Annotated in this window: 22 protein-coding genes, 3 tRNA genes, 3 rRNA genes and 1 riboswitch; of the genes, 10 read left to right on the top strand and 18 right to left on the bottom strand. The window is 42.0% G+C overall.

The window, feature by feature from the left end:
- Window positions 1-71: 71 nt before the first annotated feature.
- From WDJ61_RS01865 to WDJ61_RS01815, 11 genes are all read right to left on the bottom strand, one after another.
- Window positions 72-145: transfer RNA gene (locus tag WDJ61_RS01865), tRNA-Asp, on the bottom strand.
- A gap of 8 nt (window positions 146-153) precedes the next feature.
- Window positions 154-229, bottom strand: a tRNA-Val gene (locus WDJ61_RS01860).
- A gap of 3 nt (window positions 230-232) precedes the next feature.
- Window positions 233-307 (bottom strand) — tRNA-Glu (locus WDJ61_RS01855).
- A gap of 43 nt (window positions 308-350) precedes the next feature.
- Window positions 351-466 (bottom strand): 5S ribosomal RNA (gene rrf, locus WDJ61_RS01850).
- Window positions 467-532: 66 nt separating this feature from the next.
- Window positions 533-3,465: ribosomal RNA gene (locus tag WDJ61_RS01845) — 23S ribosomal RNA — on the bottom strand.
- Window positions 3,466-3,629: 164 nt separating this feature from the next.
- Window positions 3,630-5,184: ribosomal RNA gene (locus tag WDJ61_RS01840) — 16S ribosomal RNA — on the bottom strand.
- The 16S, 23S and 5S rRNA genes sit together here with 3 tRNA genes alongside, the layout of an rRNA operon.
- 451 nt (window positions 5,185-5,635) lie before the next feature.
- On the bottom strand, window positions 5,636-6,625 hold the full coding sequence (locus WDJ61_RS01835; RefSeq protein ID WP_338752764.1) for a C45 family peptidase: 990 nt from the start codon (window positions 6,623-6,625) through the stop codon (window positions 5,636-5,638).
- Window positions 6,626-6,786: 161 nt separating this feature from the next.
- Window positions 6,787-7,389, bottom strand: coding sequence for a response regulator transcription factor (locus WDJ61_RS01830; RefSeq protein WP_338752763.1), 603 nt, complete (start codon window positions 7,387-7,389; stop codon window positions 6,787-6,789).
- Entirely contained in the window at window positions 7,386-8,525 is a 1,140-nt protein-coding gene (locus WDJ61_RS01825) for a sensor histidine kinase (protein WP_338752762.1), read from the bottom strand. Before WDJ61_RS01825 ends, WDJ61_RS01830 begins: the two co-directional genes overlap by 4 nt.
- A gap of 8 nt (window positions 8,526-8,533) precedes the next feature.
- Window positions 8,534-9,271: an ABC transporter permease gene (locus tag WDJ61_RS01820; RefSeq protein WP_338752761.1), complete on the bottom strand. Its 738-nt coding sequence runs from the start codon at window positions 9,269-9,271 to the stop codon at window positions 8,534-8,536.
- 1 nt (window position 9,272) lies between these two features.
- Entirely contained in the window at window positions 9,273-10,175 is a 903-nt protein-coding gene (locus WDJ61_RS01815; RefSeq protein WP_338752760.1) for an ABC transporter ATP-binding protein, read from the bottom strand.
- A gap of 168 nt (window positions 10,176-10,343) precedes the next feature.
- On the opposite strand from WDJ61_RS01815, the gene WDJ61_RS01810 reads away from it, so the two are divergent.
- From WDJ61_RS01810 to WDJ61_RS01800, 3 genes are all read left to right on the top strand, one after another.
- The gene (locus WDJ61_RS01810) at window positions 10,344-11,030 is read left to right on the top strand and encodes a FadR/GntR family transcriptional regulator (RefSeq protein ID WP_338752759.1); all 687 of its coding nucleotides are present in this window, start codon (window positions 10,344-10,346) and stop codon (window positions 11,028-11,030) included.
- Window positions 11,027-12,247, top strand: coding sequence for an MFS transporter (locus WDJ61_RS01805; RefSeq protein ID WP_338752758.1), 1,221 nt, complete (start codon window positions 11,027-11,029; stop codon window positions 12,245-12,247). The genes WDJ61_RS01810 and WDJ61_RS01805 overlap by 4 nt, the downstream gene beginning before the upstream one ends.
- A gap of 88 nt (window positions 12,248-12,335) precedes the next feature.
- Complete coding sequence (locus tag WDJ61_RS01800; RefSeq protein WP_338752757.1) at window positions 12,336-12,764, top strand: hypothetical protein; 429 nt, start codon at window positions 12,336-12,338, stop codon at window positions 12,762-12,764.
- Window positions 12,765-12,876: 112 nt separating this feature from the next.
- Here WDJ61_RS01800 and WDJ61_RS01795 read toward each other — a convergent pair whose 3' ends face one another.
- Window positions 12,877-13,722, bottom strand: a complete 846-nt coding sequence (locus tag WDJ61_RS01795; protein WP_338752756.1) for a MerR family transcriptional regulator — start codon at window positions 13,720-13,722, stop codon at window positions 12,877-12,879.
- 398 nt (window positions 13,723-14,120) lie between these two features.
- On the opposite strand from WDJ61_RS01795, the gene WDJ61_RS01790 reads away from it, so the two are divergent.
- The 3 genes from WDJ61_RS01790 (at window position 14,121) to WDJ61_RS01780 (ending at window position 16,173) form a co-directional block, all read left to right on the top strand.
- Complete coding sequence (locus WDJ61_RS01790) at window positions 14,121-14,912, top strand: TIGR00266 family protein (RefSeq protein ID WP_338752755.1); 792 nt, start codon at window positions 14,121-14,123, stop codon at window positions 14,910-14,912.
- Window positions 14,913-15,037: 125 nt separating this feature from the next.
- Entirely contained in the window at window positions 15,038-15,463 is a 426-nt protein-coding gene (locus WDJ61_RS01785) for a GNAT family N-acetyltransferase (protein ID WP_338752754.1), read from the top strand.
- Between the two features lie 59 nt (window positions 15,464-15,522).
- Window positions 15,523-16,173: an MOSC domain-containing protein gene (locus WDJ61_RS01780; RefSeq protein ID WP_338752753.1), complete on the top strand. Its 651-nt coding sequence runs from the start codon at window positions 15,523-15,525 to the stop codon at window positions 16,171-16,173.
- 264 nt (window positions 16,174-16,437) lie between these two features.
- Here the strand turns inward: WDJ61_RS01780 and WDJ61_RS01775 are convergent, their stop codons facing one another.
- From WDJ61_RS01775 to WDJ61_RS01760, 4 genes are all read right to left on the bottom strand, one after another.
- Window positions 16,438-17,736, bottom strand: a complete 1,299-nt coding sequence (locus WDJ61_RS01775) for an FtsW/RodA/SpoVE family cell cycle protein (RefSeq protein WP_338752752.1) — start codon at window positions 17,734-17,736, stop codon at window positions 16,438-16,440.
- Entirely contained in the window at window positions 17,729-18,127 is a 399-nt protein-coding gene (locus tag WDJ61_RS01770; protein ID WP_338752751.1) for a PadR family transcriptional regulator, read from the bottom strand. Before WDJ61_RS01770 ends, WDJ61_RS01775 begins: the two co-directional genes overlap by 8 nt.
- Before the next feature lie 3 nt (window positions 18,128-18,130).
- Window positions 18,131-18,667, bottom strand: a complete 537-nt coding sequence (locus WDJ61_RS01765; protein ID WP_338752750.1) for a sigma-70 family RNA polymerase sigma factor — start codon at window positions 18,665-18,667, stop codon at window positions 18,131-18,133.
- 186 nt (window positions 18,668-18,853) lie between these two features.
- On the bottom strand, window positions 18,854-19,714 hold the full coding sequence (locus tag WDJ61_RS01760) for a DMT family transporter (protein ID WP_338754654.1): 861 nt from the start codon (window positions 19,712-19,714) through the stop codon (window positions 18,854-18,856).
- A gap of 294 nt (window positions 19,715-20,008) precedes the next feature.
- On the opposite strand from WDJ61_RS01760, the gene WDJ61_RS01755 reads away from it, so the two are divergent.
- Together WDJ61_RS01755 and WDJ61_RS01750 are read left to right on the top strand one after the other, a co-directional pair.
- Window positions 20,009-21,712: a molecular chaperone HscC gene (locus WDJ61_RS01755; protein WP_338752749.1), complete on the top strand. Its 1,704-nt coding sequence runs from the start codon at window positions 20,009-20,011 to the stop codon at window positions 21,710-21,712.
- Window positions 21,709-24,042, top strand: a complete 2,334-nt coding sequence (locus WDJ61_RS01750) for a DUF1266 domain-containing protein (RefSeq protein ID WP_338752748.1) — start codon at window positions 21,709-21,711, stop codon at window positions 24,040-24,042. The genes WDJ61_RS01755 and WDJ61_RS01750 overlap by 4 nt, the downstream gene beginning before the upstream one ends.
- A gap of 123 nt (window positions 24,043-24,165) precedes the next feature.
- Here WDJ61_RS01750 and WDJ61_RS01745 read toward each other — a convergent pair whose 3' ends face one another.
- The gene (locus WDJ61_RS01745) at window positions 24,166-24,705 is read right to left on the bottom strand and encodes a nitroreductase (RefSeq protein ID WP_338752747.1); all 540 of its coding nucleotides are present in this window, start codon (window positions 24,703-24,705) and stop codon (window positions 24,166-24,168) included.
- 396 nt (window positions 24,706-25,101) lie between these two features.
- Window positions 25,102-25,201, top strand: a riboswitch (guanidine-I (ykkC/yxkD leader).
- A gap of 49 nt (window positions 25,202-25,250) precedes the next feature.
- On the opposite strand from WDJ61_RS01745, the gene WDJ61_RS01740 reads away from it, so the two are divergent.
- Window positions 25,251-25,592 (top strand): multidrug efflux SMR transporter, encoded by a 342-nt coding sequence (locus WDJ61_RS01740; RefSeq protein ID WP_338752746.1) that lies wholly within the window; start codon window positions 25,251-25,253, stop codon window positions 25,590-25,592.
- Window positions 25,592-25,906, top strand: a complete 315-nt coding sequence (locus tag WDJ61_RS01735) for a multidrug efflux SMR transporter (RefSeq protein ID WP_338752745.1) — start codon at window positions 25,592-25,594, stop codon at window positions 25,904-25,906. Before WDJ61_RS01740 ends, WDJ61_RS01735 begins: the two co-directional genes overlap by 1 nt.
- Here WDJ61_RS01735 and WDJ61_RS01730 read toward each other — a convergent pair.
- Window positions 25,896-26,483 (bottom strand): DUF2238 domain-containing protein, encoded by a 588-nt coding sequence (locus tag WDJ61_RS01730; RefSeq protein ID WP_413789041.1) that lies wholly within the window; start codon window positions 26,481-26,483, stop codon window positions 25,896-25,898. The genes WDJ61_RS01735 and WDJ61_RS01730 overlap by 11 nt on opposite strands.
- Between the last annotated feature and the right edge of the window lies 1 nt (window position 26,484).

Genomic DNA, 26,484 nt, shown 5'->3' with positions numbered 1-26,484 from the left:
TGTTAACTCAAACTAAAAAATGTGCAAAGGATTTTTTCCTTTGCACATTTTTTAAATCGTTGTATAAATGACGGTCCGGACGGGACTCGAACCCGCGACCTCCTGCGTGACAGGCAGGCATTCTAACCAACTGAACTACCGGACCAATATTAATGGTGGAGGATGACGGGATCGAACCGCCGACCCCCTGCTTGTAAGGCAGGTGCTCTCCCAGCTGAGCTAATCCTCCAAATGGTGACCCGTACGGGATTCGAACCCGTGTTACCGCCGTGAAAGGGCGGTGTCTTAACCGCTTGACCAACGGGCCTACTATGTAAATTCTCAAAATAAAAACCCCTATTGGGGAAGTCGCCTGGCAACGTCCTACTCTCACAGGGGGAAACCCCCAACTACCATCGGCGCTGAAGAGCTTAACTTCCGTGTTCGGGATGGGAACGGGTGTGACCTCTTCGCTATCGCCACCAGACTATGAAGTTTGAAAGAATTGTTCTTTCAAAACTGGATAATAAGTATTGTAACCGTACAAATCGCCTAGGAAAAGTCCTCGATCGATTAGTATTCGTCAGCTCCACGTGTCGCCACGCTTCCACCTCGAACCTATCTACCTGATCATCTTTCAGGGATCTTACTAGCTTGCGCTATGGGAAATCTCATCTTGAGGGGGGCTTCATGCTTAGATGCTTTCAGCACTTATCCCGTCCGCACATAGCTACCCAGCGATGCCTTTGGCAAGACAACTGGTACACCAGCGGTGCGTCCATCCCGGTCCTCTCGTACTAAGGACAGCTCCTCTCAAATTTCCTGCGCCCGCGACGGATAGGGACCGAACTGTCTCACGACGTTCTGAACCCAGCTCGCGTACCGCTTTAATGGGCGAACAGCCCAACCCTTGGGACCGACTACAGCCCCAGGATGCGATGAGCCGACATCGAGGTGCCAAACCTCCCCGTCGATGTGGACTCTTGGGGGAGATAAGCCTGTTATCCCCGGGGTAGCTTTTATCCGTTGAGCGATGGCCCTTCCATGCGGAACCACCGGATCACTAAGCCCGACTTTCGTCCCTGCTCGACTTGTAGGTCTCGCAGTCAAGCTCCCTTGTGCCTTTACACTCTGCGAATGATTTCCAACCATTCTGAGGGAACCTTTGGGCGCCTCCGTTACTTTTTAGGAGGCGACCGCCCCAGTCAAACTGCCCGCCTGACACTGTCTCCCACCCCGATCAGGGGTGCGGGTTAGAAGTTCAACACAGCCAGGGTAGTATCCCACCAACGCCTCCACGTAAGCTGGCGCTCACGCTTCAAAGGCTCCTACCTATCCTGTACAAGCTGTGCCAAAATTCAATATCAGGCTACAGTAAAGCTCCACGGGGTCTTTCCGTCCTGTCGCGGGTAACCTGCATCTTCACAGGTACTATAATTTCACCGAGTCTCTCGTTGAGACAGTGCCCAGATCGTTACGCCTTTCGTGCGGGTCGGAACTTACCCGACAAGGAATTTCGCTACCTTAGGACCGTTATAGTTACGGCCGCCGTTTACTGGGGCTTCGGTTCACACCTTCGCTATTGCTAAGCGCTCCCCTTAACCTTCCAGCACCGGGCAGGCGTCAGCCCCTATACTTCGCCTTGCGGCTTCGCAGAGACCTGTGTTTTTGCTAAACAGTCGCCTGGGCCTATTCACTGCGGCTCCTCGGGGCTATTCACCCCAAAGAGCACCCCTTCTCCCGAAGTTACGGGGTCATTTTGCCGAGTTCCTTAACGAGAGTTCACTCGCTCACCTTAGGATTCTCTCCTCGCCTACCTGTGTCGGTTTGCGGTACGGGCACCTTTTACCTCGCTAGAGGCTTTTCTTGGCAGTGTGGAATCAGGAACTTCGGTACTATATTTCCCTCGCCGTCACAGCTCCGCCTTGATGATGACGGGATTTGCCTCGTCATCGGCCTAACTGCTTGGACGCGCATTTCCATTCGCGCGCTTACCCTATCCTCCTGCGTCCCCCCATTGCTCAAATGGTAAATAGGTGGTACAGGAATATCAACCTGTTATCCATCGCCTACGCCTATCGGCCTCGGCTTAGGTCCCGACTAACCCTGAGAGGACGAGCCTTCCTCAGGAAACCTTAGGCATTCGGTGGAAGGGATTCTCACCCTTCTTTCGCTACTCATACCGGCATTCTCACTTCTAAGCGCTCCACTAGTCCTTACGGTCTAGCTTCACCGCCCTTAGAACGCTCTCCTACCACTGACATCAAAGATGTCAATCCACAGCTTCGGTGATACGTTTAGCCCCGGTACATTTTCGGCGCAGAGTCACTCGACCAGTGAGCTATTACGCACTCTTTAAATGGTGGCTGCTTCTAAGCCAACATCCTGGTTGTCTAAGCAACTCCACATCCTTTTCCACTTAACGTATACTTTGGGACCTTAGCTGGTGGTCTGGGCTGTTTCCCTCTTGACTACGGATCTTATCACTCGCAGTCTGACTCCCAAGGATAAGTCTTTGGCATTCGGAGTTTGTCTGAATTCGGTAACCCGATGGGGGCCCCTAGTCCAAACAGTGCTCTACCTCCAAGACTCTTCCCTTGAGGCTAGCCCTAAAGCTATTTCGGAGAGAACCAGCTATCTCCAGGTTCGATTGGAATTTCACCGCTACCCACACCTCATCCCCGCACTTTTCAACGTGCGTGGGTTCGGGCCTCCAGTAAGTGTTACCTTACCTTCACCCTGGACATGGGTAGATCACCTGGTTTCGGGTCTACGACCTCATACTCATTCGCCCTATTCAGACTCGCTTTCGCTGCGGCTCCGCCTTTTTGGCTTAACCTTGCATGAAATCGTAACTCGCCGGTTCATTCTACAAAAGGCACGCTATCACCCATTAACGGGCTCTAACTACTTGTAGGCACACGGTTTCAGGATCTTTTTCACTCCCCTTCCGGGGTGCTTTTCACCTTTCCCTCACGGTACTGGTTCACTATCGGTCACTAGGGAGTATTTAGCCTTGGGAGATGGTCCTCCCGGATTCCGACGGAATTTCACGTGTTCCGCCGTACTCAGGATCCACTCTGGAGAGAACGAAATTTCGGCTACAGGATTGTTACCTTCTCTGATGGGCCTTTCCAGACCTCTTCGCCTATCCCGTTCTTTTGTAACTCCGTGTAGAGTGTCCTACAACCCCAGAAGGCAAGCCTTCTGGTTTGGGCTGTTCCCGTTTCGCTCGCCGCTACTCAGGGAATCGCATTTGCTTTCTCTTCCTCCAGGTACTTAGATGTTTCAGTTCCCCGGGTGTGCCTTCAACTGTCCTATGTATTCAGACAGAGATACTGTTCCATTACGAACAGTGGGTTTCCCCATTCGGAAATCTCTGGATCAATGCTTACTTACAGCTCCCCAGAGCATATCGGAGTTAGTCCCGTCCTTCGTCGGCTCCTAGTGCCAAGGCATCCACCGTGCGCCCTTTCTAACTTAACCTAAAATGGCGATTACTCGGTTATTGCTTGGTTACTTTATACGATATTATCCAGTTTTCAAAGAACAAGTAAATAGAAGGAATTCATCCTTCAAAACTGAACAAAATAAAACGCGTCGTTAATTTGAGTAAGAACAGCGTTCTTACTTTCCGTTAATTTCCTTAGAAAGGAGGTGATCCAGCCGCACCTTCCGATACGGCTACCTTGTTACGACTTCACCCCAATCATCTGCCCCACCTTAGGCGGCTGGCTCCCGTAAGGGTTACCCCACCGACTTCGGGTGTTGCAAACTCTCGTGGTGTGACGGGCGGTGTGTACAAGGCCCGGGAACGTATTCACCGCGGCATGCTGATCCGCGATTACTAGCGATTCCGGCTTCATGTAGGCGAGTTGCAGCCTACAATCCGAACTGAGAATGGTTTTATGGGATTGGCTAAACCTCGCGGTCTTGCAGCCCTTTGTACCATCCATTGTAGCACGTGTGTAGCCCAGGTCATAAGGGGCATGATGATTTGACGTCATCCCCACCTTCCTCCGGTTTGTCACCGGCAGTCACCTTAGAGTGCCCAACTAAATGCTGGCAACTAAGATCAAGGGTTGCGCTCGTTGCGGGACTTAACCCAACATCTCACGACACGAGCTGACGACAACCATGCACCACCTGTCACTCTGTCCCCCGAAGGGGAACGCTCTGTCTCCAGAGTTGTCAGAGGATGTCAAGACCTGGTAAGGTTCTTCGCGTTGCTTCGAATTAAACCACATGCTCCACCGCTTGTGCGGGCCCCCGTCAATTCCTTTGAGTTTCAGCCTTGCGGCCGTACTCCCCAGGCGGAGTGCTTAATGCGTTAGCTGCAGCACTGAAGGGCGGAAACCCTCCAACACTTAGCACTCATCGTTTACGGCGTGGACTACCAGGGTATCTAATCCTGTTTGCTCCCCACGCTTTCGCGCCTCAGCGTCAGTTACAGACCAAAGAGCCGCCTTCGCCACTGGTGTTCCTCCACATCTCTACGCATTTCACCGCTACACGTGGAATTCCGCTCTTCTCTTCTGCACTCAAGTCTTCCAGTTTCCAATGACCCTCCACGGTTGAGCCGTGGGCTTTCACATCAGACTTAAAAGACCGCCTGCGCGCGCTTTACGCCCAATAATTCCGGACAACGCTTGCCACCTACGTATTACCGCGGCTGCTGGCACGTAGTTAGCCGTGGCTTTCTGGTTAGGTACCGTCAAGGTACCGGCAGTTACTCCGATACTTGTTCTTCCCTAACAACAGAGCTTTACGATCCGAAAACCTTCTTCACTCACGCGGCGTTGCTCCGTCAGACTTTCGTCCATTGCGGAAGATTCCCTACTGCTGCCTCCCGTAGGAGTCTGGGCCGTGTCTCAGTCCCAGTGTGGCCGATCACCCTCTCAGGTCGGCTACGCATCGTCGCCTTGGTGAGCCGTTACCTCACCAACTAGCTAATGCGCCGCGGGTCCATCTGTAAGTGACAGCCGAAACCGTCTTTCAATCTTTCTCCATGCGGAGAAAGAACTTATCTGGTATTAGCCCCGGTTTCCCGGAGTTATCCCAGTCTTACAGGCAGGTTACCCACGTGTTACTCACCCGTCCGCCGCTAACTTGAATAGAAGCAAGCTTCCATCAAGTTCGCTCGACTTGCATGTATTAGGCACGCCGCCAGCGTTCGTCCTGAGCCAGGATCAAACTCTCCAAAAAGATGTTTGCATTGCACATGGATGTGCAGGCATCTGCGTTGTCACAGGATGTGACGGACTTAGCAGATGTTCCTTTGCTCGTTTTTGTCCTGCTTAGGTCATCATTAGATGATGCCTTCGCTATTTGAATTAACGTTGACGTTTATTTTGTTCAGTTTTCAAAGATCAATTTCACTCGTCATTATTAATGACAGGAATTAAATTCTAACATTTAAATAGTTTAAAAGTCAACTATTTTTTAAAAGTTTTTTTGAAGCTTTTTTCAAAACCGCTGTTATTAGCGGCAGGAATATAATATAACATGTTCTAAAATATAAAGTCAATAAGAATTACAAAAAAATATTCATCAAAAAAAATGGACTGTTACTCCTATCATAAAGGACAAATCGTTTTTATTGTGAAATAGCAAATGCTAATCACAATAAAGAGAAACCAACAGAAAGGTTCCTCTTTTACTTTGCCTTATGAACAGCTTCTACTAAGCGCTTGTCGTCTATATATTTTACTCGATTCGGCTGTCCCTCCGCTCGATGGATTTCTAACGTGTTTAAGTTGGCCGCAATGGAGAAAAGCGTACCAAATTGATACTCCTTTAAGTTTAAACAAACATGCCCCTTTGTTTCTGACATTATCGCTTGAGCCATCAGTAAATCTATCTTTTGAACGTTCTCTTTCAGCTGCTTGTCCAATGTGTCAAAACGCTCTTTTGACTTGCTCCAATTCCAGCTTTCAGTTACATGATCGCTTTCATGATGATTCGTACAATGAATATAATCATTTTCTGGAAAACGTACTCGAACCTCTTGTAGCGTCACTTCAACGACCGCCATCTTGCCTGTAGAGTCTGCTAATAAATAGTTATTTGCTGTTGAGCTTGGGAACCGTTTTAATACATTAATTCCTTCTTCCACTGTACAACAATTCTCCAAAATATAACGCACAGCAAAATAAAAATTCAACCCATACTTTACTTCTTGATGAGGCACTGAAGTAATCCCTACAAATAAGCCATGTTCATTGATTCCGTCTACCTTGCCGATAAAACAATCGGAATGACCTATATATTTGTTTTTACCTTGTAAGCAAACAAGTGAAGCTTCTGTCGTTTTTTTTAAATTAAAAAGCATATCGTAATTTCGGCCAATAATTGTTTCCTTTCCATTGAATGCAGCAAAAATGCTACATTGACCAGCCGGTTCAAACACACCGATGCTTAACAAAAAGGAACTAACTTCAGCAAATGTCGAGTGGCAGCCTTCTGCAAATCCTTGGATTTCTTTCACCATATCTGGATCAAACTCGGCTAAAATAGGGTGGCATGCTGCTCCAAAAGCTAACTTCTCTTCTGTCGCTTTCGGAAATCTGAAGCCGTTTTTATAAAGAATACTGGCATAATGCTTACCTGCCTCATAAGAACTTCCTTTTAATCGTGGGTGATACATGGCCATTCCTCCTCCCAATGTCTATAAAAATAATAAACTCTCCATTAAACGGAGAGTTTAGCCTGTTTTTCAATAGGGACTTATCAAGCCTTTTCACTATAAAGTGAAACTTCGATCAGTGGAGGGTCTTACAGCCCGTTAATGCGGGAGAAACGAATCCATCAAATCCAACCTTTTTCCTTCGCTATTCTAATCGCTTCGATGCGATTTTTCACCTCTAGCTTTTGAATAATTTCAGACATATAATTTCGCACAGTTCCAGAAGAAAGAAAAAGTTCACTGGTCATTTCTTTCGTTGTTTTCCCTTCAGCAGCCAACACTAAAATTTCTCGTTCACGTGTAGTTAATGGATTTGCCTCACGAATCGTATCAAACATTAATTCAGGGTCGAATACTCGCTGCCCTTTCATCACATTGCGAATCGCTACTGCCAAGTCTTCAATCGAACCATCTTTTAATAAATAGCCGTGCACACCGATTTTAATAGCGCGTTCAAAATAGCCTGGACGGGCAAAGGTAGTTAAAATGATGACTTTGCAAGTTGGTAGGACGACCTTTAATTCTTCGGCCACTTCCAATCCATTCTTCACTGGCATTTCAATATCCATCAAACAAACATCCGGTTGCAGTCTTTTAATTGAATCGACAGCCTCTTGCCCATCGGTGGCTTGTCCAATGATTTCTATATCTTCTTCTAGATTAAGTAAAGCGCCAAGTGCACCGAGCAACATTCGTTGATCTTCTGCCATAAATATTCGAATCATACATAGGCCCCCTCTTTCTGAATAATCGGGATCGTGATGGCTAATAAAGCCCCATTTTGATTCGACAGGTGACAATGACCTTCAATTAACGCCAATCTCTCAGCAATCCCTTTTAAGCCACTGCTATACACATCCTTGTTCCCTATTCCAATTCCGTCATCCTTCACTTCGACGTGGATATTTGCCTTCGACAGGAAGATGTTCATCGTACAATTTTTTGCTTGGCTATGTTTAACGACGTTAGTGGCCGCTTCACGCAAACACATACTAATAATGTTTTGCGTAAGTGGTGGAATAGCTGAAAGATCGGTTTCCCCTTTGTAGTGGTAAGTAATATTAGCCGCCTGCAAAATCTCTTGGATATGAACCAATTCTTCAGCGATCGTGATCGCCCTCATGCTCGACACAAGCTCTCGCACTTGCTTAAGAGCCGCCCGTGATGTTCGTTCAATTTCTTTCGCTTCTATCTCCGCCTGATCTGCATCCCGTTTGATTAACCTCTCAACTAATTGACTTTTCAATGTAATAAGCGACAATGTATGACCTAATGTATCGTGTAGATCGCGAGCAATCCGGATTCGTTCCTCTCGCTTCACAAACTCTTTAATCTGTTCATTCGCTTCGTCCAATTGCCTTTCAAGCTTCATTTGTTTACTCATCGAACGAATGCCAAATGGAGACATCAACATAATAATTAAAAACGGAAAAAAATAAGCATATTGAGTGGGAGCAGAAAACAACCCCCACTTAAATAAAGGAATCAGTTCAATTAACACAAGAAAGAAGAAGGCGATTTTAAAATTCCGCCTGTCTTGTTCGTTAACATCGTACCAACCAATAAAGCTTGCTGAAAAAAAGCCCATAAATAACATATTGATATTAATAAAAGTACTTAAAATAAGCACAATCATCATTTGAATCGCAAGCCAATAAGAAAAGCTTTTTTTTCCTATAGAAAAATATAATTGACGATAGGTAAGGAGAAACAAAAGAAGTAAAGCTATACTAGCCAAGCATTTAACTCCTGTTAGATTGACTATATAATAAGCAGGCATAAGTAAATAAAACAGAAAAATATAAGGAAAAATCCCGAATCGCTTCGGGAAAATTGAGATCCGCCAGTTCTTCACACTCATTTCATCGATCACACCGCTTCTTGTTTGCTTCTAGTATAGTTAGATATTAACATGAACAAAAGAAAGTAAGAGAATAAAATAAGAATATTTTTCCAACTAGGCGCCTTACCACGAACAATTTCCCAAGCTCCACTTCCATAATGATAGGAAGGTAGCCACTCACCGATGTTTTGCATCATTTTCGGCATAACCTCCATCGGCATCCACATACCGCCTGCCATTGCTAGAATTATATATAAAAGATTGCTCACTCCAGCAGCTGTTTCTACTTTTTTCATTGCTCCAAACAAAGTCCCTAGTGCTAAAAACGGAAATGATCCAACTAAAATCCACAGTCCACTCCACAGCCATTCAGAAGGAGTGAGCGATACATTATTAACAAGTGCACCTGCCGTAAAAATCACAACAATCGAAAGTAAATGAATCAAGGTTTGACCAACCATTTGTGCCATGAAGTAGATGGTATTTGATAGTGGCGTCACTCGCATATAAGTAGACCAACCGAGCGACCGCTCCTGAACCATCCGAATGCCCAATGTCATAATGGCAGAACCCATCACACTAAAGGCGGTCATCGACATTAAATAATGCGCTTGCCAAAGCTCCGGATCTGGCACATCCGTATTCATTACTTTTGTAAAAATAATATAGAAGAAGATCGGCATTAATAATGACCAAAAAACGAAATAAGGATTGCGCAAAATCCGAATGATTTCCGCTTTACATTGCATCAATAACACGTTCATCTTACATCGCCTCCTCTTCGTTAGCCGTCAACTGCTCAAACGCCGCTTCCAATCTTCCTTGTTCAATCTGGATATCACGAGCGCCCATTTTTTCAGCGAACAGCCGTGCTAACACTTCATCTGAGTCATTTGTTTCAATATAGAATCTATCGTTTTTTGTGTATACCTGTTTAACGCCAGGCCAACCTTTCATTTGTGCTAACGAAATAGTGACATTGGCTTGAAAAGAAACCGTTCGCGTTAAAAATCGAGCCTTTATGTCGGTGGGCTTTCCATCAGCAATAATGCAACCTTCTTTAAACAATAGGATTCGACTGGCCACATCATCTGCCTCCTGAAGGTAATGAGTCGAAAAAATAATCGTCTTTCCCTGCTCGGCTAACTGTTGAATCGTTTTCCAAAAGCGCTTACGGGAACTCAAATCCATACCAACCGTAGGCTCATCTAAAATAAGCAAATCTGGATTCCCCGCTAACGCCAACGCAAAACTTAGACGCCGTTTTTGACCACCCGAAAGTTTTTCCACTCTTGTCTTTAAGTCCATTTCATTTAATCCAGTTAAAGCAATTAATTTTGCTAAAGAATGTGGATGAGGATAATAATGACGAACTAAATCGAGCAATTCATTTACTTTTAATCCGTGCATCACACTGACATCCTGCAGCATCGTCCCCAATTTTTCGCGAACGCTTTTTTCCTTAGGCTGCTGATTAAACACTTGGACTTCTCCACTTGAAGGATTCAAAAGCCCTAAAATCATCGAAATGGTCGTCGTCTTTCCTGCACCGTTCGGACCGAGAATGGCTACAATCTCTCCTGAATGAATGGAGAACGACACATCATCGACCGCTTTTTTATCCTGAAATCGTTTTGACACTCGTTCTACCTTAATCACTTCAGTCATCTTTGCACACCTCCGTATGAGTTAAACTAAGCGTACAGGAATTATATTCCTTATTTAAGTAGACGATGTCATGAAAAAAAATGACAAATGTCATGTCATTTTACTTTTTCACTTTTATATAGTAAATTAACCAATGAACCAATCATCCTACAAATTTGAGGTGTCTATATGAATATATCAAAAATAAAGCGTGTGTCACTTGTAGATCAGGTCATTTCTCAAATGGAAGCCCTGATTGAATCAGGAGAATGGCAAGTTGGCGACCGCATCGCTCCAGAACTGGAATTGATGGAGCAGTTTGCTGTCAGTCGAAATACATTGAGAGAAGCCATTCGATCGCTCGTTCATGCGGGTCTTTTGCAAACAAGGCAAGGGAGCGGCACCTTTGTCTGTTCATCTAGCGTGTTAGAGGTGGCACTCCATCGCAGAATCCAACAATCTAATTTGTTGGAAATATTAGAAGTGCGCCACGCTTTAGAACGAGAAGCCGCACAATTAGCGGCTGCCAGACGAAGCAAAAAAGATCTGGAACAATTGAAAACTTATTTGTCTGCCTGTCAAGAAGCAGCCAAATCAAAGGATCATGAAGCTTATACTGAAGCAGATATTCAGTTGCATAAAGCCATCGCTGAAGCAACTCATAACCATTTGCTCATCGATTTATACGATCATATGACCGTGTCCCTTCAGGATTCTGTTCATCATTTGGTAGAAATCAATTCTTGTTTAGAGACTCAGCTGCACATCCATAGCCAACTTGTGGACGCGATTATTAACCAGGATCGCGAACAAGCCATGGCAGCTGTTAATGATTACATGACCCAGTTTAAAATAGATACGGAGAAATTATCATGAATACACATCAAGCAACGAAGCAACTAGATCCACCGAGAGCAACCATTCAACGAGGAGATTGGCTATTAATGATCGGCATCATTTTACTTGGAGCAAACCTAAGAGCCCCTTTAACGTCTGTAGGCCCGCTAGTCTCCTCCATTCGTGACAGTTTACATTTATCGAATACATCAGCGGGTGCCTTAACGACCGTACCACTCCTTGCTTTTGCCTTCTTATCACCGTTCGCGCCGAAATTATCGCAGCGCTTCGGTTTAGAGCGTACATTGTTCGCTTCCTTGTTATTATTAACTTTTGGAATTGGAATACGCTCTATTGGCGGAGTCACTCCCTTATTTATTGGAACTATTTTACTTGGTTTAGCCATCGCCGTTTCCAACGTCTTACTACCGAGCTTGATCAAACGGGATTTCGCCAAAAATATTGGAGTAATGACAGGTATTTATGCTGTTTCCATGAACTTATGTGGTGCAATAGCAACCGGTGTCAGTGTCCCGCTCTCTTCACTTCTAGGTTTAGGCTGGCGCGGTGCTCTCGGTTGTTGGGGAATTTTATCTTTGTTAGCCGTTTTCTTTTGGATTCCACAATTGAAGCCTCGACCAAAAGCAAGAACGAATGTCCAAACAACTCCAAGAGAAAAGTCCACTAATTTATGGCGCTCGCGCTTAGCTTGGCAAGTCACCTTTTTTATGGGTCTTCAGTCTTTAATCTTTTACACCGTAATTGCCTGGCTGCCAGAAATCCTAAAAGAACAAGGTCTGCAGGCAAACGAAGCTGGCTGGTTGCTTTCTATTATGCAATTTGCTTTACTGCCCTTCACTTTTATCGTCCCTATTTGGGCCGGACGTCTACAAAGTCAGCGTCTATTAGTTGCCTTGACCGCTGGATTATTTATTTCCGGTCTATGCGGTATATTGTACGGAAGCCCTCAGCTTATTCTTTTATGGGTGATCATGATCGGGATTGGTGGAGGATTTGCCTTCAGTTTAGCGATGATGTTCTTTAGCCTTCGTACACAAAGCACTCAAGAAGCCGCTGAACTATCAGGTATGGCCCAGTCACTAGGATACCTTCTAGCCGCTACGGGACCCGTATTATTTGGTTGGCTCCACGACATCACGCATAGTTGGACTATTCCTTTACTTATGCTAATAGTTGTTTCCCTATTTATCTTTATATTCGGAATGGGCGCTGGTAAAAAAGGCTATGTGAAATAGGGTGATTTTTTTTCGATACCTCCTCTTGTTTAAACCTATAGAAATCCGTTAACACTAGCAGACAAAAGGTTTCTATAGGGAGGTTCTCATGAAAAAGTTCAATTATGTTTCAGCCATACTTGTAGCTATGATGATGGTGACGGGGTGTAATTTTACTAACAATAATGATTCATCTAAAAAAACAATGGAAACGAGCAAGAAGATGCCTGACTTAACGAGCGGCATTGACAAAGTACAGACTTCTCTAAATGACTTGGGCACAGTAGTGGATCAGTCACCGAATGGCACAGAGAAGATTCAAGCCATCGGTGAGCATCTTGAGGAAAATTGGGATACAATCGAAAAACAAGTAGAAGAAGTCTACCCTACAGACTACAGAAACATCGAAGAAAGCCTTTATCCTCTTATCAATGAGGCTAAAAAAGACCAGCCTAATAGGCAAAAAATGAAACCGCTGATTACGGATACTAAGAAGAAAATCACTGAATTTAAAGAAAAACTGAAAACTTCTACGTAACAGATTCCTATCCTCTCCCTGCAAACAACGGTTTGCAGGGGGTTTTATTTATCGGTAAGTAAAAAACCTATAATTAAAGGTAGTTTATTGTTTACTCATATTGTCTTTATTTTTACGCTCCACAAACAAGAACACATATTCGGGTAACATAATCTGAAGGGTGATGATCAAAGTCTGGTTTAATATCTTTTGGATGAACAACGGCAGGGACAAGGCCAACTTCAAAAATTTCTATACTTGGTCCTAAAGGTGTGAGCCCATGTTCAATGATCCAGTCTTCTAATGTATGATGACCAATTTCTAATTCTGAGTAAGATCCTTTTACAGTCAAACAAGCAAATAAACCTTCCTCTAAAATTTTCATACCTTCTATATGACCGGAAGCAATTACTGGTAACATAAGCTCCACATCCACTTCTTTTTGATCAAGGCTTTTTTCATGAAATACAGCCATTAATGGACCATCCACTCGAAGATTAAAAGCGTATATCCGATCAAATAACTTTTTCACCAATTGATTAATAAATTTTTTTTCTATTTTTTCACGAATAGCAAATACTTTTTTCTCTGGCTGCGTTTCTAAGTAACAATCCGTTACACATGGGCTTGAAAGTATGGAACCTTCCGATTTTATTTGACTCTTCCATTCTTTCATTTCCTCAATTATTTGTAAAAGATGCTCTCGTTCGTTCTCAAGTTGTTTTATTTTATAGTCAATGGAAGCATTCCACTTCACCGGATCAGCTTCTGCCACAAATTCTTTAATCTCCGCTAACGTGAATTGACAGCTTTTCAACAGCTTAATCTTTTTCATCACTTGAATTTTATCATGGTCATAATAGCGATAATTCGTTTCTGGATCTATGTAGGAAGGTACTAATAAATCAATATCGCTATAATAACGAATCGTCTTTACTGGCACTTCGCATATTTTTGAAAACTGGCCAATTGAATACATACTGCCTCCTATTTTCTTTTATTATCCATTTTTATAAAACTATTCTCATACAAACATTAAAACAAAATACTCTACAAGTTCTAAACATTCGACAGGGGGTGCCTGTCACTCCCCGAAGTTTGTCGAACCATAAAAATCCAATTTTATTGTTTCATTGTATAATAATAAGGATAAAAATTGTCAAACATTACTTAAATAAGGGGGAGTAGATTTGAGATTTTTCTCTAAAAGTTTAGTTTTTTTCATTTTGTTAATGATTTTCACCGGTTGTACAGGGGATAAAGAGCAAAAAAACACTCTCCGTTCGAATCTGGCGATCAAATCTTATGAATTAACAGCAAAAAAATGAAACCTTTGATCGAAATATGCGTATACTTTATCAAAAAGGAGGATGCATAATGAATAATCACGAAATTGATTACAAAATTTATGGCGATGATATGCAATTTGTCGAGGTAGAACTTGACCCACAGGAAACCGTGATTGCAGAAGCTGGTAGCTTAATGATGATGGAAGATAGCATCCGCATGGAAACAGTATTTGGTGATTCCTCTGCTGGTCAAGGTAGCGGGTTAATGGGTAAGCTACTAGGGGCAGGCAAACGAGTGGTTACTGGAGAAAGCTTGTTCATGACCACATTTACTAATGAAGGAAGCGGAAAAAAGCATGTCTCTTTCGCATCTCCTTACCCTGGAAAAATCATTCCGATGGATTTAAGCGAGCTTGGCGGAAAAATTATTTGTCAAAAAGATGCCTTTCTTGCAGCAGCAAAAGGCGTTTCCGTTGGCATTGAATTACAGCGAAAGCTAGGCGCTGGTTTCTTCGGTGGAGAAGGATTTATTATGCAAAAACTTGAAGGGGACGGAATGAGCTTTGTTCACGCTGGCGGTACAATACATAAAAAAACGCTAGCCCCTGGTGAATTGATCCGAATTGATACGGGCTGCTTAGTGGCAATGACTCAAGATGTTCATTATGATATTGAAGCAGTCAAAGGTATTAAAACAGCTTTATTTGGTGGAGAAGGCTTATTCTTTGCCACATTGCGAGGCCCGGGAACCGTTTGGGTACAATCGTTGCCATTTAGCCGCTTAGCAAGCCGCGTCTTCGCTTCCGCACCTCAATCAGGTGGCTCCTCTAAAGGAGAAGGTGGAGTCGGCGGATTATTTAATATGTTTAGTGATGACTAAGCACAAACCTCTTCACCCCAGAACCGATTCTGGGGTGAAATTTTTTTGGACCTGCCAATCTAAATGGATATTATCGCCAACATCCCCTATAATGAATAGAAAATAAATAGGGAAGGAGCAGTTTGATGAAGAGGGAAATTATTGAATTAACGAACGAACATCAATGGAAACAAGCTTTTCCGTTAATGACGCAATTGCGGCCTGCATTGACGATGGAAAGATACCTTGATTTATTACCGAAAATGGCAGAAGAAGACTATCATATGTTCGCCATGGTTGAAGGTGAAAATATGCTTGCATTAGCTGGTGTTGGATTAGTAACGAATCTTTATAACGGCTACCATGTCTTTTTATACGATCTAGTCGTTGATGAGAACCAACGATCCAATGGTTTAGGTGCTGATATGCTGGAGTTTGTACATAAATGGGGGAAAAGTCAAGGAGCAGAGTACGTTTCATTAGAGTCTGCCCTTCACCGAGAAGCAGCTCATCGTTTCTATGAAACTCATGAATATGATAAATGGTGTTACTCATTTAGAATGCCACTCTAAGCACACGCATTATTTTCTTAATCTTCTAAATAAACTATTAGAAAGTGAGTCTATTTCATATGATCGAACTAGTGAATTTTGCCACAGGACTACCAAAAAAGATGAAGTATGGCCAAGATAAAGAAATGGATACAGGCATCTGTAAAGAAAGTGTGAACGAAGCTTTCTTAACGAAAGAAGGATTTATCGGCGATGGCGTCGCTGATTTAAAACATCACGGCGGCCCTGATCGCGCTGTTTGTGTATATCCGTACGAGCACTACAAGTTGTGGGAACAAGAATTTCAAACAACACTCCCCACTGCGACATTCGGCGAAAATTTAACTGTCACCCATATGCTAGAACAAGATGTTCATATTGGCGATATTTATCAATTAGGAGATGCCGTCATTCAAATTACACAAGGACGTGTTCCATGCAGTACTATAACAAAGAGAACAAACTTAACTCCTCTTCTTAAAAGAATTGTCGAAACAGGCTTTACCGGTTATTTATGCCGTGTGTTACAAGAAGGAACGGTCCAAACAAATTCAAGTATTACCTTACTAGAGCCTCATCCACAACAAGTCTCCATCCTTTTTGCCAATCAAATTTATTTTCATCGCCAAAAGGATATCGAAGGCATCAAAAAAGTATTAGCCGTTCAGGAACTAGCAGAAGAATGGCGTAAACAACTGGCCGGACGATTAGAGAGATTAATAGATCGATAAAAGTAAAAAGCACATGAACACTCCATTCATGTGCTTTGTTCGATGTTTGTGCGGTTTCTTTGACTTTTTGGGGACTTTGTTCAACCTTTAGGGGACGTTCTTTGACTTTGCCGGAGGTTTCTTCGACCTTGGCAGCTGTTCTTTGACTTTGCCGGAGGTTTCTTCGACCTTGGCAGCTGTTCTTTGACTTTACCGAAGCTTTCTTCGACCTTGGCAACCGTTCTTTGACTTCACCGAAGCTTTCTTCGACCTAACAAACTTCAATCAAATGGCAAAACTTTTTCGGCGGAATACACTTAACATAATGCCAATCACTAACGAGTAAAGCCAGACGACAATAGTTCCGTAGCTGATGAACGGAACGAATACTCCAGTTACAGGCAACCAGCCAACGATCATTAACATATTATAAAGAAGCGGTACCGCATAAAGCATGACCCCGCCAATAATTAATAATTGTCCAAAAGGATCTTTAATTTTTGTTGTAGTCCATAACATTCTAACAGCAAAACCACCAAGCACGATGAGAAGAAATAGAAAGAAAGCCCATCCTAATCCATAAATTAATGTTACTAACACCATGTCTGTGTGGCCTTCTGGGACAAAGCGATGGTCCGTAGGAATAGACTGAGGAAACCAACTCGCCTCTATTAGAAACTTTTTTATTAACAAAGGAATATAGCCTCCTGAACTAGCATATTCTTCCGGATGTAAAAAGGCTTGCCACCTTGCCAATTGTTCCTCGTTCATTATTGATAAAAAAGCTAATAAGCTACCCGACGCTACAAATGGAACGATAAACCCTAAAGCAACTAATGACTTTCTCTTATACCGAATCGACCAAACATACATAACGATGACCATAATCATATAGATCATTGCATTAATATTGCTTCCAGCTTGAGAAAACAATATCAATGGAAGAACAAATAATACAATTAATTTCCACTTCTTCATCGATTGGTTTAAAAAGCTAGCCCAAGCAAAAAAGTAAAATGGAAGGATAATCGTCGAATCTGTGGAGAATGGACCTAAATTTAAGTACCAGACTCCATTTCTCATTGCAGCGAACTGCCCTTGAATCCATCCTTGAGCAAAAACAAGATATAATATGATTGTTCCAAAAACATAAAAGAACCATCCATATTTTTGTAGTTTACGATAATCAAGGAACATACAAGCTGTCATCAAAATCACGCCTAACAAAACAGCTATAGCTCTTGTTATTGCTAAATCACCTATATTATCCATCATTAAATTACCCGTATCGTGAAGCAACATAAGCGGCAGGAACCCAAGTCCAGCAGCGATCACAAAGAATCCTACTAAGCCCCATTCCACCTTTGGCTTATGCAGTTTATTCATCTCCACACCTAATCTCATGGGGCTTCCCATTTGCCTAACAGCTTCTTTTTCTGCCCCTTCTTGCGACATCCCTTGGTTCATCAATGTTTTAGTCGTGTTTTCTATATGTTGTTCCATCTCTAATGCTACATACTGTTGTGCTTCCTTCGAGCGAATATGACTTTTCAACTCTTGAAGAAACAGGGCTTTCTCATTCATACAACATCGCTCCTTTCAACACTCCTTGCGTCGATTTCGTCTCAGCTTTATGTAATAGCTTCCGTCCCTTTGAATTTAAGCTATATTGCTTATTTTGCTCTTTATCCCATTGTGATGAGATGTATCCCTTCTGTTCTAGCGAATGTAAAAAGGCATAAAGAAAGCCTTCATTTTGATCAAATCTTTTTATTCCTCTGCCGCGCAAATGATTAAGCAATTCGAAACCTGTTTTTTCGTGCACAAGCAATTGCAGAATTGCCATAACAACATCCTCATCTTTTTCTGTTTTAATGGCTCGATAAATATTTTGCCGAAGCTCCTCTGTGAACTCCAACTCATGGAATAACTCTCGTTGCTGGGATTTTTTCAACTTTTTCAAATGCTCTTCCATGCTCTATTCCTCCCCCAATGCGTCCTTTAAAAGTTCTTTCGCGCGTCGAAGTCTCGTTTTGATGGTATTTTGCTTTACGTTAGTCACTTCACTCATTTCTTTAATAGTCAACTCTTCATAATAATATAAGTAAATTAATTCTCGATATTGAATGGGCAACTTCAATGTCGCCTCCATAATCATTTGGCGCTCATCTTTTTGAATGACTTCTCTCTCCACATCATCTTTCGTTGAAGCATGAGACAAGTCATTCGTATGTACGGTCTGTACTTTGCGAACATGCCAGCTTTTTAAATAATCTTTGCAATGATTAATGGCAATGCGCCACAGCCACGTTTTCATTTTTGACCTTCTATCAAAACTATTTAACGATCGGTAACATTTCACAAAGATCTCTTGCGTCAAATCCTCAGCGACCGATTTATTTTTCACGTAAGAGTAAACAAGCTCCAATACATCCTGCCCATACTCCTTCATAATTTGGTCAAACAGCAAGTCATGATCTTCTGTTAGAAATGCCTCAGCAAATACCTCTTCCAAGTTATCCCTCCTAACCTCCTATTGATTAGACGAGGCAAATGTTCATCTGGTTTTAATAAAATCTAATACAATCAAAAAGCACACGCTTGGAATGATTGAACCACCCCAATACATGCGCTTTTATTCAATGTTACAGCTTTTTAGTCCTTTTATTTATACTTGCCGAAAAAGTTCACACATTTACTCTTACTCTTTGCTCGCCTTCCAATTCACTAAAAAGATCCCGATAAAAATGAACCCTCCCCCGAGCATAATATACCATTGCGGCTGTTCCCCCAGTAGCAGCCAGCCCGTTAGCACACCGAAAAATGGGGCTAAGAAGAGAAAGGCGCTTGTTTTACCTGGGTCTCCTTTTTGAATTAAATAGAACCAGCCAGCAAATTGAACAATGGAGGCCATAAACGCTAACCAGAGTACAATGGCGATAGAAGTCATATTCACATCAATAACAGGAGTTTCTAACAGAAAACTGGTGAGCAATAAAATGATGCCGCCAAAGAGCATTTGATAAGCGGTAAGCACCCACGTATCTAATGGATATCCCCAAGCCTTAATTAATAACGTAGCAATCGCCCAGGCCACGGCTGAAGAAAGACCGTACATCGTTCCAATCTCTAGATTTAACTGTCCTCCCATCGTAATAAACACACCGATGATGCCAAAGATAACACCAAGCCACTGCAACAGGCGGTACTTAACTTTAAAAATAATTGTGCCTAACAATACAACAAGCAATGGGTTCGTAAAGGTTAATATCGCCGATTCTCCCGAAGTAATAGTTCGCAAGCTCATAAAAATACAGCCCATAACCGCTGCTGTTTGAAAAAAACCGATAACAGCCACTTGTATCCACTGTTTGGATGTCTGAGGGTGCGGACGATTCAACACGCGGACCACAACCACCATTACTACGCCAGCAATTGAAAAACGAAGCGCCACAAGCAACAACGGTGACACATAAGTGAGACCTATTTTTCCCACGGCAAAAGAAGATCCCATTAGAGCTGTCGTCATCACCACTAATAGACTAAAAACGAACGGATGGATCGCTGCTTCCTTTCGTTCATCCAACTTCGCAACACTTTCGGCTTGAATTCCCACGCACTCACACTCCTATTTGTCCCAAAGAGACTAGTTTAAATCATATTATACAGAATTTTCTAAAATTTATAAGTGTTTATTTACGCAAGTTGATCAATAACAAAGACTGATCTTTTGGAAGCAACTTCTTTTGCTTTATTTATATCTTTGAAACTATCATCCAAGAATAAAAAAACCACCTTTCCGTTAATAACCCTTTATGGTAAAATGTGTTATTAAGTAAGAGGGAAGGAGACTATTATGACAACAATAGGAATCGATTTAGGTACAACTAATAGTCTAGTAACCTATTGGACGGATGATGGAGCAAAAATCATCCCTAATGTACTTGGGAAACACCTGACACCATCTGTTGTCAGCGTTGGTGAAAACGGTGAAATTTTTGTGGGACATATCGCTAAAGAACGACTCACTACCCATCCTCATGCAACTGCTGCTACATTTAAGCGATTTATGGGGTCAGATAAAACTTATGAGTTAGAAAAATACACTTTTTCTCCAGAAGAGCTTTCCTCCTTTGTAATTAAAGCTTTGAAATTAGATGCAGAAGCCTTTTTAGGTGAAACAGTCACTGGAGCGGTAATCAGTGTTCCAGCTTATTTCAATGATATGCAGCGTAAAGCAACAAAACACGCTGCTGAAATTGCCGGATTGAAGGTCGAACGGCTGATTAGCGAACCTACAGCCGCCGCACTTTCTTATGGATTACATCAGGAAAAGTCAGAAACAAAATTCCTTGTATTTGATCTAGGTGGCGGTACTTTTGATGTGTCTATACTAGATTTTTTTGAAGGAATTATGAATGTCCAATCTGTCGCCGGTGACAATTATCTAGGCGGTGAAGACTTCACTGATCTTCTTGTAACTTATTTTATTGAATTCCATCGGCTCCAGCTGGATTTGCTTGATTCTAAAAGCCTTTCCCTCATTCGTCATCAGGCTGAACGCTGCAAACTGATCTTAGGCCGTGAGCCTTTCGGAATCATGAGCGCTACCATTAATGGTGAAACTTATACATCTCGCCTCACGCGAACGGATTTCGAGAAGCTCGCCACACCGTTAATTTTACGCCTGCGATATCCGATTGAACGGGCGCTTCGCGATGCTTCTTTATCACCAGACGATTTAGATGCTGTTATTTTAATTGGCGGCGCCACTCGAATGCCACTAATCAAGTCCGTTATTGCCAAGATGTTCGGCCGTCTGCCGTATTCTAATATTAACCCTGATGAAGTAGTTGCTTTAGGTGCAGCGGTACAAATCGCCTTGAAGGAACGGAACGAGGCATTAGAAGAAATGATATTAACCGATGTTTGTCCTTTTACTCTAGGAACAGAAATAGTCCAAGAGATCGGAACAGATCAAATAGAATCAGGATATTTTTTCCCGATTATCGAGCGAAACACTCCCATTCCTGTCAGTCGAATGAAACGACTTTATACCGCCCATGATCAACAAAAACTTCTCACCATAGACATCTATCAAGGGGAAAGTCGCAGAGTAGAAAACAATGTAAAATTAGGTGGGTTGGAAATTAAAATCCCACCTGCTAAAGCGGGGGAACAGTCTATAGATGTTCGTTATACATACGATATTAATGGCATTCTTGAAGTAGAAGTGATCAGCACAACAACTGGAGAGAAAAAGAGAGCCATCATTGAAAACAATGCTGGAAGCCTCACTAAGGAAGAAATTGAAGCGCGTCTGTTAGAACTGAAGGAAATTAAGGTTCATCCCCGAGATCGCATTGAGAATAGATTACTAATAGCTAAAGGCGAGCGTTTATATGAAGAGTTGACTGGTGATAGACGTACAGAAATAACCGTGATGTTACAACAATTTGAAAGTGTATTAGCTACACAAAACGAGAAAGAGATTAAAAAAGCCGCAGAAATGTTAAAAGAAACATTGGAAAATATGGAAAGGTGGATCAACTATCTGTGACGATCTGGGAAACTTTAGAGATAGAGCCTACCGATAATATTTCGATTATAAAAAAAGCTTACGCGAAAAAATTAAAAATTCATCATCCCGAAGATGATCCTGAAGGGTATCAGTGCCTGCGAGAAGCTTATGATTCAGCTATAAAAAAAGCGAAGCTAATGACTAGCGGCTCTTCCTTACAAGAAGATATTAAATATAAAGAAACTTCCAGTCCTACTCGTTGGTTGAATGTCACAGATGAACGGGACTCTTTGGAACATCCAGTGAACACCTTTATAGAGGAACGGGAAGCCTATAATTCAACTACAAAAAGAGCGGAGCTAATGACTAGCGGCTCTTCCTTACAAGAAGATATTAAATATAAAGAAACTTCCAATCCTACTCATTGGTTGAATGTCACAGATGAACGGGACTCTTTGGAACATCCAGTGAACACGTTTATAGAGGAACAGGAAGCCTATGATTCAGCTATAAAAAGAGCGGAGCTAATGGCTAGCGACTCTTTCTTACAAGAAGATATTGAGTATGAAGAAACAGCCAATCCTGCTCTTTGGCTGGATGTTACAGATGAGTTGGACTCTGCCACTACTTTGGAACATCCAGTGAGCATGTTTATGGAGGAAATCGCAGCGCTATATGATGACTTTTTCGCTCGAATCGAACTTAAAAACTGGGAAAAGCTCTTAAATTCCGATGTTGTTTGGGATGTTCAACATACCAGTACATTGCAAAATCGATTGATTTTATTTTTGGAGGATCATTATTACTTGCCTCGCCCTATCTGGGAGCTTTTCGACCAGATGTTTCACTGGCGTGAACAGGAAGAAGAACTAATCGAAGAACATAGTGAAGAAACCATTCAGCTTTTGCTTCAACATATCAATGGTGCTCGAGAAATGCGCTACCAGTTTTTTAGGGAAATTGATGACTTAGATTACGAGTTGTTCTTACAATTGCGAGAAGAAGTACAGCTAGCTCTTATGGACAATGATCTAGAGGCAACCGAAGATCTGCTGAAAGAAGCATATCAGTTATATTCTAAAGACCCAGATCTATTACATATGCAAGGAATTTATTACATGCGTATAGGGCATACAAAGCACGCTCTGCAATCATTCAACGATGTACTCTCTATTTGTCCCGATGATCCTGATGGTCTAATGTATAGAGCCCGGATTCGATACGACAATAGTCAATTTTCCAAAGCAATTAATGATTGTAAGCAGTTACTTTCCCATCACCCTAAGCATGCGGATGCCATGCTGTTAATCGTGAAATGCTATCTCGAAATGGGTGAGGATGAACAAGCCTATAATTGGGCTGATAAGTGTCGAAAAATATCTCCTGGTCACCTAGAAATTTATTCTCGTCTTTCTCAAAGTGTGAACCCGTCTTCGGGAACATTCTCATCTGAGATAGCGGCTGAAGAACAAGAGAGCATACAGTCAGGGAAGAAACTAATTGTCCACTCAATATTTTTAAGGCGTATTAGGGGTTATATAGGATTTTTTATTATAGCTCCTTTTACCCCACTGCCATTTAAATATATAGCTCTCATGTTCATCCCCCTCATTTGGGACATATGGAGATGCTACCAACTTTTTAAATACCATAATCTATTTTACGGGGTATCTGACATACATGGTGCATCTAAAGATAAACACCGGAAACAGTTTGAACTTTACTTACAGTTATTATCATTACCTTTTGGTGCCAATCCCTTGATGACGTATTATTTTGTTGACTATAAATTCACCTTCATTCGAGATCGGCTAATTGGTAACAGAGAGCTCATGAAGGCACTGAAAGATGACCAGAATATTAACGATGCTACAGAGCTGAAGGATACCATTCATTGGTTATTAGAAGCTAACAATCATCAACAATTTAATCAAATTCGCTATCAATTATCAGCTCTTTCAGAAACAGCCCGAAATCAATACATTCAATCTTGGCATAAGGACGGCTCAAAATACGCTGAATTATTCATAGCAAACCAAGGATTACATGCTATACCTGCATCAGGTATTTCCGCCTTTTACTGGGGGTCAGTTATTTATTTATGTCGTGTTGGCAGAAGAGTTGGCTATTTAACAAAGCAAGAAGCACAGGATTATATGATAAAAGCAGCTCAGCTTTTACAACAGTCCTATTCGGGATGGACCGAATATATGAACGCATTGATTGTAGGCAGCTATTTCTACAACTCCGATATAGAGTTCAAATATGATCAGTATCATTTCCCTTATACTGCAATGTTTTTTGCCCATCCCAAAACACCTTTATTAAAAATAAAATGGGAAAATACTTTACTAAAGAATTTGGATTAGATCTAAATATCAAAGCGGTAAGATTCATAACTAAAAAGATCCTGAGGATAAACAATCTCTCAGGATCTTTCAAATGGTCTTTAACCTTTTCACTTTCAGTATTTCGATATGAATTTTCAGCACTCACATAATCGTGAGCTTTTCCTCTACTGGTGTACGCGGTCTTCCATCAGGAACCTCGTTAGGATCAAAATATCCTAAATGTAAAAATCCTACAATTTTTTCCCCCGGCTGCACATTCATTAATTGTCTTGCTTTCGGTTCCCAGTTATGCGGATTCGTTTTCCACACCACACCTAAGCCACGTTCCCAAGCGAGCAACTGGAAATTTTGAATTAAAGCACTCGTCGCGGCGAAATCCTCTTCCCATTGCTTTTGCCTTGGATCTTCTTTCATAACAACCATTAGAAATGCTGCTGGCTGACTAAAATAATTTCTTCTATTTTCGCGAATATCTTTTGGATATGTGAGAATTAACTGCTCAATGAACGTTTCTTTATTTTCCGTCGGCACAAAAATAAACCGCCATGGCTCTCTCAAACCATGATTCGGTGCCCACACCGCATCATTTAGCAACTCCACTACTACCTCTTTAGAGACAGCCTCACTCTTATATCCCGTTTTAATAGACCTTCTTTCTCGAATCGTTTTAGCAATAGACACCCTAATAACCTCCCTATCATATCTAAACCCTCTTATTATCTATCTTACTTTCAAATTGGTTTAATCTAACATCTATTAAAAATGATAATCATTTTCATCAAATTTGTCAAAGTGCCTGTCACTCCCCAGTTTTTGTCGAATAAATATGTATATGACTTGACAGCATAATGGAAAGAAATCATTATATAATTAGCGATTTTTATAAAGTGAAACTTCAATCAGTGGGGGTTTTCTTCATCCCCCACTGATTGTTAGTTGAACGGATCGGGCGTTTACGGGCTGTTGATCCCCCACCTACCTGCCTACGCTTCTTCTGCCTTGTTGAGTTGGGAGTCTTACAGCCCGTTAATGCGGGATAAAATATGAATAAAGCGCAAACGATGAAACCTGTTTGTGAAATATGCTTTCTAGGGTTCCGCAGATAATAAGCTGGTCTGGTCCGAGAGAAAGCTCACGGCGCTTGGCTGTGTCACGGAAGGATAAAAGCCTGGGAGATGTTCGATAATCTCTCAGGCTTTTTTACTTACATAAGGGAGGAATATGAAATGAATAAAGACTGGATGAAAGTATTTATAGCCGCTTTTTTTGAAGTGTTCTGGGTGATTGGATTAAAGCATGCCGATTCATTTTGGACTTGGGCTGGCACTGTGGCCTCTATCCTCATCAGCTTTTATATGATGATCATGGCTGGGAAAAAGTTACCTGTAGGAACGGTCTACGCCGTTTTTGTAGGGTTAGGGACAGCCGGAACCGTTTTATCGGAAATTTTATTTTTCGGAGAACCGGTGAAAATAGCGAAACTTTTGCTTATTCTTGTATTGTTAATCGGTGTAATTGGATTAAAGTTAGTCACAAAAAGTGACCATGTGGAAGGAGCTGACTCGTAATGGCTTGGGCATCTCTCATTTTAGCAGGTATTTTTGAAATGCTTGGAGTTGCGATGATTAATAAATTTCATCAAGATAAAAATTGGACATCCTTTATATATATGACGGTTAGTTTTAGTGCTAGTTTCCTCCTCCTGGCTGTAGCCATGAAATCGTTGCCGATGGGAACAGCCTATGCGATTTGGACAGGAATCGGGGCTTCTGGCGGTGCCATTTTAGGAATGCTTCTATATAATGAACCAAAGAATTGGCAGCGACTTCTTTTTATTAGTATGGTGCTTGGAGCAGCGATTGGTTTGAAGCTTATTTCTTGATTTCCTTTAACAACCGGTCATGTACCCTCGAAAGGAGAAGTAGCGCAAGGATCGACCCCATCAATGTTAAGGACATATCCCATTGAGCATCCCACTCATCTCCTTGCATCCCTAAAAATCCCTGTGTTACCTTTCCACCTTTCGATATTTTAAACGCTAACCATTCAATAATTTCATACAATGCAGAAATAGCGAGCATAATGCTTGTCACAATGGAAAATAGCCATCCCCCTACAGTTAGTGGTGTTTTTCGCAAAATGATTTCTCTAACCACAATGGCGGCTAACCCTTTTAACAAATGGCCCAAACGGTCATAATGGTTTCGTTTTAAATCGAAATAATCTTTGATCCAATCAAAGAGAGGAACTTTAGAGTAGGTATAATGACCTCCAATAAACATCAAAATGGCTAATATGGCCATGATCGTATAAGAAAGTGTAGTAAAGCGAAAACGGTTATATATGGCAATGACAATGATCAGTCCAATTAGTGCAGGAACTACTTCTAACGCCCATGATGAGTAACTGGCTGGTTTGATTAAGGACCAGATAAAAACGACGGTAACTATGAATAGCAAA

This window comes from Bacillus sp. FJAT-52991 (genome assembly GCF_037201805.1).
Taxonomy (GTDB): Bacteria; Bacillota; Bacilli; order Bacillales; family Domibacillaceae; genus Bacillus_CE; species Bacillus_CE kandeliae.
Note: the sequence above shows the minus strand (reverse complement) of the source record. Positions and strands in the feature narration are given on the sequence as shown.